Source organism: Streptomyces sp. NPDC127117, from assembly GCF_042677325.1.
In the GTDB taxonomy this organism is placed as follows: domain Bacteria; phylum Actinomycetota; class Actinomycetes; order Streptomycetales; family Streptomycetaceae; genus Streptomyces.
In genome coordinates, this window is the sequence record NZ_JBHXTM010000030.1 from 91,390 (window position 1) to 102,106 (window position 10,717).

At 69.8% G+C, this 10,717-nt stretch carries 9 protein-coding genes; 5 read left to right on the top strand and 4 right to left on the bottom strand.

Going from position 1 to position 10,717, the window contains the following annotated elements; all coding sequences use genetic code 11:
• Positions 1–74: 74 nt before the first annotated feature.
• Both ACFVH0_RS25315 and ACFVH0_RS25320 read right to left on the bottom strand, forming a co-directional pair.
• On the bottom strand, positions 75–842 hold the full coding sequence (locus ACFVH0_RS25315; protein ID WP_385823635.1) for a hypothetical protein: 768 nt from the start codon (positions 840–842) through the stop codon (positions 75–77).
• A gap of 16 nt (positions 843–858) precedes the next feature.
• Positions 859–990, bottom strand: coding sequence for a hypothetical protein (locus ACFVH0_RS25320; RefSeq protein WP_385823637.1), 132 nt, complete (start codon positions 988–990; stop codon positions 859–861).
• Positions 991–2,092: 1,102 nt separating this feature from the next.
• Between ACFVH0_RS25320 and ACFVH0_RS25325 the strand changes: the two genes are divergently transcribed.
• Both ACFVH0_RS25325 and ACFVH0_RS25330 read left to right on the top strand, forming a co-directional pair.
• Positions 2,093–2,911 carry an SAM-dependent methyltransferase gene (locus ACFVH0_RS25325; RefSeq protein ID WP_385823639.1) on the top strand — a complete coding sequence of 273 codons (819 nt, stop codon included), beginning with the start codon at positions 2,093–2,095 and terminating at the stop codon, positions 2,909–2,911.
• Positions 2,908–5,082 (top strand): putative bifunctional diguanylate cyclase/phosphodiesterase, encoded by a 2,175-nt coding sequence (locus tag ACFVH0_RS25330; RefSeq protein ID WP_385823641.1) that lies wholly within the window; start codon positions 2,908–2,910, stop codon positions 5,080–5,082. The genes ACFVH0_RS25325 and ACFVH0_RS25330 overlap by 4 nt, the downstream gene beginning before the upstream one ends.
• A gap of 58 nt (positions 5,083–5,140) precedes the next feature.
• Here ACFVH0_RS25330 and ACFVH0_RS25335 read toward each other — a convergent pair whose 3' ends face one another.
• Entirely contained in the window at positions 5,141–6,031 is an 891-nt protein-coding gene (locus ACFVH0_RS25335) for a LysR family transcriptional regulator (protein WP_385823643.1), read from the bottom strand.
• A 96-nt stretch (positions 6,032–6,127) separates the two neighbouring features.
• Here ACFVH0_RS25335 and ACFVH0_RS25340 point away from each other — a divergent pair, with 96 nt between their 5' ends.
• The 3 genes from ACFVH0_RS25340 to ACFVH0_RS25350 are packed head-to-tail and all read left to right on the top strand — an operon-like array spanning position 6,128 to position 9,529.
• Positions 6,128–6,835 carry a succinate dehydrogenase gene (locus ACFVH0_RS25340; RefSeq protein ID WP_385823645.1) on the top strand — a complete coding sequence of 236 codons (708 nt, stop codon included), beginning with the start codon at positions 6,128–6,130 and terminating at the stop codon, positions 6,833–6,835.
• 1 nt (position 6,836) lies between these two features.
• Positions 6,837–8,786: a fumarate reductase/succinate dehydrogenase flavoprotein subunit gene (locus ACFVH0_RS25345; protein WP_385823647.1), complete on the top strand. Its 1,950-nt coding sequence runs from the start codon at positions 6,837–6,839 to the stop codon at positions 8,784–8,786.
• Positions 8,783–9,529, top strand: a complete 747-nt coding sequence (locus ACFVH0_RS25350) for a succinate dehydrogenase/fumarate reductase iron-sulfur subunit (RefSeq protein ID WP_385823649.1) — start codon at positions 8,783–8,785, stop codon at positions 9,527–9,529. Before ACFVH0_RS25345 ends, ACFVH0_RS25350 begins: the two co-directional genes overlap by 4 nt.
• Before the next feature lie 104 nt (positions 9,530–9,633).
• Here the strand turns inward: ACFVH0_RS25350 and ACFVH0_RS25355 are convergent, their stop codons facing one another.
• Complete coding sequence (locus ACFVH0_RS25355; protein WP_385823651.1) at positions 9,634–10,581, bottom strand: DUF6537 domain-containing protein; 948 nt, start codon at positions 10,579–10,581, stop codon at positions 9,634–9,636.
• Positions 10,582–10,717: the final 136 nt, after the last annotated feature.

The following is a 10,717-nucleotide window of genomic DNA, read 5'->3' on the forward strand; positions in this document are numbered from 1 at the left end:
GGGGCGCTTGGGGGGCGCGCGGGGGGGGGGGGGGGTCCCCCGGGGCGCCCCACCGCCCGTGATCTGACGGACCGCTATCCGCCCGCCGCACGGGGGAACAGATCGAGGAACGGCGCCGCGGTCGCCGAGATCTCCCGGCCGAACGGGGAGTCGAAGTCCCAGATCAGGAACAGCAGAAAGGCGATCAGAACACTGAAGAGGCCCGCCAACAGGAGTTCGCGGAAGGTTCTGCGGATCTGCAAGGTGAACAGCAGCCCCACGGTCACCAGGGCTCCGATGATCAGGCCGAACCAGACCACGCCCGGCATGGTCGCGCCGGCGCTCTGCCCACGTGCGCTGCGAGCGTCGTCGGCCGCGGCCACCTCGTCGACCAGTGGCTGATATGCCTGCCCTTCGTGGTCGTTCTTCGGCCGGTACTGGGTGACATCGGCGCGCACCTTGGCGAGCAGTCGGGTGCCCTCGGCGGTGAGGGCACCGTGCTCGCTCATCGCCCGCCACTCGTCGTGGACGACATGGTGGACGTAGGCATCGACATCGGCGCGGATGCGGGAGCGCACATCGGCGGGGTAGACGGCGGAGCGGACACTCACCTCGTGCAGTGCCTGGGCCTCCTGACGTACGTATTCCTGCGCGGCGCCACGTCCTTCCCAGACGCCGGCGATGGCGAGGCCCAGCACGATCGCGTAGACCACGCCGATCATCATCGTCATGTACTCGATGACGTCAGGGGTCTCGGACGGATCGTCGTCCTCTCCGATCCGGCGGTTGTTGAGCACGGCGATGGTCAGGACGACGGCGCTGGCCGCCGCCATGGCGAGGGCGAGAACAAGCCATTCCGACATGGTGATCCTCCGGAGGTCAGCGGGAGCGGGGACGCAGTACGGCGACGGCGAAGACCGCGGGCGCCGTGACCAGCAGGGTGAGGTTGACCAGGGAGGTGCCGCGCCGCACGACCTTGCGCGGTGGCTTGCGGTAGGTGGGCAGAGCCACGGGCCGGGGTGTGGGACGTACCGACGGAGACGGGGAGGGCGACGGAGGTGGTGTGGGCGACGGTGTGGGTGTGGGTGTGGGTGAAGGGGCAGGGACAGGGGGCGGCGGTACGGGCACCGGCTCCGGACGCGGCGGTTCGGGTCGCGGAGGCGGAGGCGGCGGGGGAGAGGGGGGCGGCGGCGCCGGTCGTGGAGTGCGTGGTGGCGTCGGCTCGGGAATCGGGCCCGCGTGGCAACTTCCGTCGCCCGAAGTGGCGACCGACGAACTGCCCCCGTTCTCACCGATGGAGGCGTATGCGCAGTTGTCCGCGACGGCGGGCGCCGGGGCGGAGAGCAGCCAGAGAAGAGCGACGGCTGCCGTGAGCCGTCCTATGAGTGATCCGTACACGACCGGGAGCATGTTCCGGCCGGTCGCGGGACACGCGGGGGGAGGTCGTGTTTCGCCTGATGGTGGGGATCCGGGGCGGCGGGTGTTTGCCGCCGGGGGAGTGCTCGGGACCAGCGCGGACCCGGCGGGGGCGGGGGCGGTGCCCGGCGTTGTGGGAGGCGGGGGCGCCCCGCGTAACTGGGGTGAGCCGTACGGATGTTGACGCGGCTCCCCGGCCGGACCGGTGGATCGGCCCCCGTGCGGGCTCCCGTTGCTCGAAGCGTCCGATGGGACGCCCGATGGGACGCCCGATCAAGCGGCCGATGAAGTGTCCGTTGAAGTGACCGGGCATTGCCTCATTGGTAAAGAATGCTTCCAAAGGCATCGCCGCCAAGGCATTTGTCACCATCAATCGACCCGGAGGACTCAACTGCCGGGACATCGGCCGCCATCCGGTCCAGACCTAATCCCCCGATGCGAAACCGGCCGCATCACCGGATTCATCAACGGCCAACGCCACGGCGGCGCGTGGTGCCCGGCGTCACATCATCCGGACCCGTTCGGCGACGAATGTCACACGCAGCGACGGCGTGGTTGCACATGCCACTGGTGTGTGACCAATAACGGACGGCTAATTTCCGTTTCCGCTCGCTCTCTTGGCAGTCGATCAGTAGCCTCTGGTCAACACTGACCATGAACATGGCCGGATCGCCGTGGCGACTTGTTGGAGACATTGATGGAGCGTCCCGCCTGGGCACCGCAAGGCATAGACATTTCGGTGCCGAGCGTGTCTCGCATGTACGACTTCTATCTGGGCGGATCGCACAATTTCGAGGTGGACCGGGAAGCGGCGCGCAAGGCCATGGAGTTCATGCCTGGACTCCCCAAGATCATGCAGGCGAATCGCGCCTTTATGCGCCGAGCCGTGCGTTACGCGGTGAGCCAGGGCATCAGTCAGTTTCTGGACATCGGCTCCGGAATACCGACCTTCGGCAATGTTCACGAAGTCGCCCAGGCGGCAGACCCGGAGGCCCGGGTGGCGTACGTCGATCACGACCCGGTCGCGGTCGCGCACAGCCGGGCCGTACTCGAAGGAAACGACCGGGCGGTGATCGCCGCCGCCGATCTGCGCAGCCCGCAGGAGATCGTGAAAAGCCCGGAGATCACCGGACTGCTCGACCTGGACCGCCCGGTGGCCCTGTTGCTCGTCGCGGTGCTCCACTTCATCGAGGACTCCGACGACCCGCAGAGCGCGGTCGCCGAACTGCGCGAAGCGCTCGCCCCCGGCAGCCTCATCATCATGACCCACGCCTCGTACGAGGGCATTCCGCTCACCCGGGAAGAGGCGGGCGGCATGGTCGAGGTCTACAGGAACATCCGCAATCCCCTGGTCATGCGGTCCCGTGCCGAGATCGCCCGCTTCTTCGAGGGATACGAGATGGTCGAGCCCGGCCTCGTGTCGATGCCGCACTGGCGGCCGGACGCACCGGTGGTGACGGAGCAGGAGGACCCATTCGCGTTCTCGGGCTTCGCGGGAGTGGGACGCAAGGCGTGAGCATCCCCGCCCAGTCGTCCGGTGCGCCGGACACGGAGCCCGACGGTCCCGAGGACCGGCTCCGGAGATTCGCCACCATATGGAGCCGGGCCATCTTCCCCTCGACGGCCACCTCCTTGACGCGCACCGAGTTCGAACAGCATCTGCTGCCGCTGGCCCGCGATCTCAGCGGCATCCTGCACGCCCGGCCCTTCGACGCGGCGCCGGCGGGCGAGGTGGGTGCCGCCCTCGTCTCCGCGCACTGCACCGATCCGGACGCGCTCAGCAGCACGCTCGGCGTGATCGACTCGTACCTGGTGCTCTACTGCGGAAGCAACGGCGTGACGGCGTTGTCGACCGAGGACAGCAGGGCCCGCTGCGCCCGGATCCAGCACACCCTCGCGGGTGGCTTCACCCAGGCGCTGCGCGAACGGACCCTGGCCGAGCAGGAGGCCATCGCGCGTTCCGCGCTCACCGCCCGCACCGACGCCGAACACGCCCTGCACGCGACCGAGGCACGGTTCCGCGCCGTCTTCAAGGACGCCGCCATCGGCATCGGCATCGCCGACCTGGACGGCAATGTGCTGGAGGTCAACGACACCCTCACCCGGATGTTCGGCGGGCTCGACCACCATGTGCGCAGCCACAAGGTCAACGAGTGGGTCCACCCCGAGGACTCGCCGAACGTGTGGAAGTACTACGACGAGCTGGTACGCGGCGAACGCGAGCACTACCGGGTCGAGAAGCCGTACTACCGCAACGACGGCACCGTGCTGTGGACCAATCTGACCGTGTCGCTGCTGCGTGACGCCGAGGGCGAACCGCAGTACCAGCTGGCGCTGATGGAGGACACCACCGAGCGCCGGCTGCTCAATCTGCGGCTGCGGTACGAGGCCACCCACGACGCGCTCACCGGCCTGCCCAACCGGACGCTGTTCTTCGAGCGGCTGGAGAAGGCACTGTCCGCCGAGGACGGCAGCCGCTTCGGCCTCTGCTACCTCGACCTGGACGGCTTCAAGGCGATCAACGACAGCCTCGGCCACGCGTCCGGGGACCGGCTGCTGGTCGAGGTCGCCGACCGGCTGCAGAGCTGTGCGACCGCGCCCGGCGAGATGGTCGCGCGGCTCGGCGGCGACGAGTTCGTGGCCCTGACCACCGGACCCGGGACCGAGACGGAGGTCGTCGAACTGGCCTGCCGCATCCTCGGTGTGCTCGGTTCCCCGATCCGCCTGGACGGCCGTGAGCTGACCGTACGGGGCTCCATCGGGATCGTCGAAGGACCCGCCCGCGAACGCAACGCCGCCGAGGTGCTGCGCAGCGCCGACATCACGATGTACCGGGCCAAGTCGGCGGGCGGCAACCGGTTCGAACTCGCCGACGCCGAGGCCGACGCCCGCGCCATCACCCGGCACGGGCTGACCACCGCACTGCCCGCCGCTCTGGAGCGCGGCGAATTCTTCATCGAGTACCAGCCGCTCGTCCACCTCGGCGACGGCACCGTGCACGGTGCGGAGGCGCTGGTGCGCTGGTGCCATCCGCAGCACGGGGTGCTCGGCCCGGACCGGTTCATCCCGCTCGCCGAGCACACCGGACTGATCGTGCCGCTGGGCCGCTGGGTGCTGGAGGAGTCCGTACGGCAGGCCAACTACTGGCAGGAGCGGCACACCGACGGCGGCCCGCTGCGGATCAACGTCAACCTCTCACCGACCCAGCTGCACCATCCGCGGCTGGTCGCCGAGACGGTCGACGTGCTGGAGCGCTCGGGGCTCGAACCCGGGGCGCTCTGCCTGGAGGTCACCGAGTCCGCGCTCATCGGCGCGGACGACGACCTGCTCAAGCCGCTGCGACAACTGGCCGAAATGGGGGTCGACATAGCGCTCGACGACTTCGGCACCGGGTACTCGAACCTGGCGAATCTGCGCAGGCTGCCGGTGAGCGTGCTCAAGCTGGACCGTTCCTTCACCATGGGCATGCAGCAGCATCCGGCGGACCCGGTCGATCTGAAGATCGTCGAGGGCATCGTCTCCCTGGCGCACAGCCTGGACCTCGCGGTCACGGTGGAGGGCGTGGAGACCGGCGCCCAGGCCGAACAGCTGCGCAAGCTGGGCTGCGACACTGCGCAGGGCTGGTACTACGCCCGGCCGGGCGCGCCGGACCGGATCCACTCGTTGCTGCTGGCCGACGCGGTGTGAGGCGGGCGGGCCCCGCCCGCCCCGACGCCCCGCTTCCGCTCCCGCCGGGCGGGCCTGCTCAGGCCCGCCCGGCGGCGAGCAGCACCTTCTGCAGCTCGCGCGCCGCGCGCGGCGGAGCCACGTCGCTGCGGTGCGCGAGCGCGATCGTGCGCCGCAGCCCCGGACGGGCCAGCGGGGTGGTCCGCAGATCGTGGCCGGACCGGCCGGCGACCATGCTCGGCACCACCGCGATCCCGAGCCCCGCCCGGACGAAGCCGAGCACGGCGTCCATCTCGCCGCCCTCCACCGTGAACGACGGCTCGAAGCCCTCCGCCCGGCAGGCGGCGACCGTCAGCTCCCGCAGGTCGTACCCGTGCCGGAACATCACCAGCGGCTCGCCCTGGAGGTCGGCGATCCGTACGCTCCCGCCCCGGCCGGGCCGCGGGGCCCGCGCTGACGACACCACGACCAGGTCCTCCTGGAGCAGCTCCACCGTCGTGAGAGCGGGGGACGCGGCGGGCAGCGGCAGCACCACCAGCGCGAGATCGAGCGCGCCGCGCGCCAGCTCCCGTACCAGGTCGAGCGAGCCGCCCTCCTCCAGCAACAGCTGGATCCCCGGATGCCGGTCGTGGAAGGCACGCAGCACGTCCGGGAGCAGGCCGGTGCAGAGGCTGGGCGTGGCACCGAGCCGGACCCGGCCCCGGCGCAGCTGAGCCAGCTCCTGCACCTCGTGGCGTGCGGTGTCCGCGTCCGCGAGGATCCGGCGGGCCAGCGGCAGCAGGGCCTCGCCCGCGTCGGTGAGCGTGATGTTGCCGCGCGCCCGGCTGAACAGCTCCGCCCCCAGCTCACTCTCCAACGCCCGGATCTGCTGGGAGAGCGAGGGCTGCGAGACATGCACCTCCTCGGCGGCACGGGTGAAGTGCCGGGTCTCGGCCACGGCCACGAAATACATCAGCTGCTGGAACTGCATACGCCCACCTCGATCGGCCACGATAGTCCAAGCCTATGAACATGAGCCATCCCATGTCTTGGACTGATGAGGTGGATCGGTCCTAGCGTCGTGTCCATGGCATTGGCAACCCGGACGGACCGACGGCCGTCCATGACGCGTACGCTCTGGGACTCGTCCCTCGGCAAGAAGACGGTCATGGCCGTGAGCGGCCTGATCATGCTCCTCTACTTGGTCGTCCACATGATCGGCAACCTGAAGATCTTCTTCGGGTCCGGCGAGTTCAACCATTACGCGCACTGGCTTCGGACCATGGGCGAGCCCTTCCTGCACTACGAGTGGGCCCTGTGGATCGTCCGCGTCGTGCTCGTCGCGGCGGTGGTGCTGCACGCCGTCTCCGCGTACCAGCTGAGCCGCCGCGACATCCGGGCGCGCCCCGCCAAGTACGTGCACAAGAAGCCGCGCGCCAGTTATGCCACCCGGACGATGCGCTGGGGCGGGATCATCCTCGCCCTCTTCATCGTCTGGCACATCCTCGACCTGACGACGGGCACCGTGCACCCGGGCGGATTCCAGTCCGGGCACCCGTACCAGAACGTCATCGACACCTTCTCCACCTGGTACGGCAACACCATCTACATCGTCGCCATGCTCGCCCTCGGACTCCACGTCCAGCACGGCTTCTGGAGCGCAGCCCAGACCCTCGGCGCGGGCAGGGCGACCCGTGACCGCGCCCTCAAGACCATCGCCAACGCCCTCGCCGCGGTGCTGACGCTGGGCTTCATCTCCGTACCCGTCGCCGTCATGACCGGAGTCGTGAGCTGACATGACCGACTACTCGCACTACGAGACCGGCGAGCCCGTCGTCGACACCAGGGCCCCCGAAGGCCCCGTCGCGGAGCGCTGGGACACCCGCCGCTTCCAGGCCAAGCTGGTCAACCCGGCCAACCGCCGCAAGCACACCGTCATCGTCGTCGGCACCGGCCTCGCCGGTGGCTCGGCCGGTGCGACCCTGGCCGAACAGGGCTACCACGTCGTCCAGTTCTGCTTCCAGGACTCGCCCCGCCGCGCCCACTCGGTCGCCGCCCAGGGCGGCATCAACGCCGCGAAGAACTACCGCAACGACGGCGACTCGATCCACCGGCTCTTCTACGACACCGTCAAGGGCGGCGACTTCCGCGCCCGCGAGTCCAATGTCCACCGGCTCGCGCAGATCTCCGTCGAGATCATCGACCAGTGCGTCGCCCAGGGCGTCCCCTTCGCCCGGGAGTACGGCGGTCTCCTCGACAACCGCTCCTTCGGCGGCGTCCAGGTCTCGCGCACGTTCTACGCCCGCGGCCAGACCGGCCAGCAGCTCCTGCTCGGCGCCTACCAGGCACTGTCGCGGCAGATCGCCGCGGGCAACGTGGAACTGCACGCCCGCACCGAGATGCTCGACCTGATCGTCGTCGACGGCAAGGCCCGCGGGATCGTCGCCCGCGACCTCGTCACCGGGAAGATCGACACGTACTTCGCCGACGCGGTCGTCCTGGCCAGCGGCGGCTACGGCAACGTCTTCTACCTGTCGACGAACGCCATGAACTCCAACGCCACCGCCGTCTGGCGCGCCCACCGCCGTGGCGCGTACTTCGCCAACCCCTGCTTCACCCAGATCCACCCCACCTGCATCCCACGCACCGGCGACCACCAGTCCAAGCTGACCCTGATGAGCGAGTCGCTGCGCAACGACGGCCGGATCTGGGTGCCGAAGGCCAAGGGCGACGACCGCCCCGCGGGCGAGATCCCCGAGGACGAGCGCGACTACTACCTGGAGCGCATCTACCCCGCCTTCGGCAATCTGGTGCCCCGGGACATCGCCTCGCGCGCCGCGAAGAACGTCTGCGACGAGGGACGCGGTGTCGGCCCCGGCGGCCAGGGCGTCTACCTGGACTTCGCCGAGGCCATCCAGCGGATGGGCCGGGACAAGGTCGAGGAGAAGTACGGCAACCTCTTCGACATGTACGCACGGATCACGGCGGAGAACCCGTACGAGACCCCGATGCGGATCTACCCCGCCGTGCACTACACGATGGGCGGCCTCTGGGTCGACTACGACCTCCAGACCACCGTCCCGGGCCTCTTCGCCATCGGCGAGGCCAACTTCTCCGACCACGGTGCCAACCGGCTCGGCGCGTCCGCGCTGATGCAGGGCCTCGCCGACGGCTACTTCGTCCTCCCGTCGACGATCAACGACTACCTGGCCCGCAATCCGCACCACGAGCCGGTCGACGCCTCGCACCCCGCCGTCGAGGAGGCCGTCGCCGACACCGAGGACCGGCTGAACCTGCTGCTCGCCGTCGACGGCGACCGCACCCCCGACTCCTTCCACCGCGAGATCGGTGAACTCATGTGGGAGCACTGCGGCATGGCCCGCACCGAGGACGGGCTGCGCAGGGCACTCGACCGGATCCCGCAGATCCGCGAGGAGTTCTGGCGCCGCATCAAGGTCCCCGGCACCGGCGAGGAGTTCAACCAGTCGCTGGAGAAGGCCAACCGCATCGTCGACTACCTGGAGCTCGCCGAGCTCATGTGCCTCGACGCACTGCACCGCGCCGAATCCTGCGGAGGCCACTTCCGCGAGGAGTCGCAGACCCCGGACGGCGAAGCCGCCCGCCGGGACGAGGAGTTCTCCTACGCCGCCGCCTGGGAGTTCTCCGGCACCGGCCGGGCCCCCGTCCTGCACAAGGAAGACCTCGTCTTCGAGTACGTCCACCCCACTCAGCGGAGCTACGCATGAAGCTCACCCTGCGCGTCTGGCGCCAGAAGAACACCGACGCACCCGGCGCCATGTCCACCTACGAGGTGGACGGCATCTCGCAGGACATGTCGTTCCTGGAGATGCTCGACACCCTCAACGAGGAGCTCATCCTCGCCGGCGACGACCCCGTCGCCTTCGACCACGACTGCCGCGAGGGCATCTGCGGCGCCTGCAGCCTCGTCATCAACGGCGACGCGCACGGCCCCGAGCGCACCACCACCTGCCAGCTGCACATGCGGTCCTTCGAGGACGGCGACACGATCGACATCGAACCGTGGCGCGCTTCCGCCTTCCCGGTGGTCAAGGACCTGGTGGTGGACCGCTCGGCCTTCGACCGGATCATCCAGGCGGGCGGCTACATCTCCGCCCCGACCGGCACGGCCCCCGAGGCACACGCCACCCCCGTGCCCAAGCCGGACGCCGACTTCGCCTTCGAGCACGCCGAGTGCATCGGCTGCGGCGCCTGTGTGGCGGCCTGCCCCAACGGTTCGGCGATGCTCTTCACCTCGGCCAAGGTCAACCACCTCAACGTGCTTCCGCAGGGCGCGCCGGAGCGTGAGACGCGGGTGCTCGACATGGTCGGCCAGATGGACAGCGAGGGCTTCGGCGGCTGCACGCTCACCGGCGAGTGCGCCACCGCCTGCCCCAAGGGCATCCCGCTGCCGTCGATCTCGGCCATGAACAAGGAATGGCTGCGAGCCACCCGCAAGGTGCGCCGCTAGGGTCTTTCGTCCGGATCAGCCCGGCATGATCCGGACGAGAGGCCCTGGGGCCGCCCGTCCGAGGCGAGGGCCCGGGCGGCCCCGATGCCGGGGCCGCCCTGCGACTACGGGGCCGTTGTGCCCTTCGCGGCAGCGTCCTGGAGCGGCTGCCCGAGCCGTTCCAGGAGCCGGGCGGCTTCGGCACGGTACCGGGCGACTGCGGCCGTCTTGATCTCCTCGTACCCCCGCACCATGTCGGGCAGTTCGGCGAGTTCGACCGTCAGGGCGTGGTTGTGCGGGCCCAGTGCCAGGCACGCCCGGGCGATCATGTCCTCGTACTCGACGACCAACGCCCGTTCGACCCGTCGCATCCCGGCCGCGCCGAACGGGTCCAGCCGCGTGCCCCTGGCATGGCGCATCGCCGCGAGGACACGGAAGACGGGCCTGAACCACGGGCCGAGCACGATCTTCAGGGCGACCCACAGCCCGCTGGCACGGGACATGGCCACGCCGTGCAGTCCGAAATCGAGCGCTTCCTGCGGGTCCGACGGGTAGAGGGTGGGGATCCCGAGGTCGGCCAGGAGCAGTTCGGATGCTCCGGGCACGGTCGAGGACTTCGCGGCCGGGTCGTCGCCGACGAGGGCGAGTACGCCGCCGTCGGGGTGTGTGCCCATCAGGTTGGCGTGCCGGATGGCGTCCGAGGCCCGGTCCAGGCCGGGGGACTTGCCGTACCAGATGCCCGTGATGCCGTCGATCCGCTTGTCCGGCTGCATCGCGGCGAGCTGTGTGCCCTGGACGGCCGTGGCGGACAGTTCTTCGTTGACCCCGGGGCGGAAGACGATGTCGTGCGCGTCGAGCTGTGACCGGCGGCGTTCGAGTTCCATGTCGTAGCCGGCCAGGGGAGACCCCTCGTACCCGGACACGAAACCGGCGGTGCTGCGGTCGGCGCGCAGGTCCGACCGGCGCAGGTCGAGCGGGAGCCTGGCGAGTGCCTGGATCCCGGTGAGATGAAGGGTGCCCTCCTCACGCGTGAATCGGTCCTGGAGCGTGGGCCGTGCTGTTTTCTGAGTCACCACGTGCTTTCCTCCGAAGGTGCATCGGTGGTCCGCGGCGCCCGGAGGGTGGGTGGGGGCCCAATCGGCCGCGGCCCGCCCAACAAACGGGGCGGGGGGGGGGTGGGGGGCGGGGGGGGGGGGGGTGGGTGTGGTG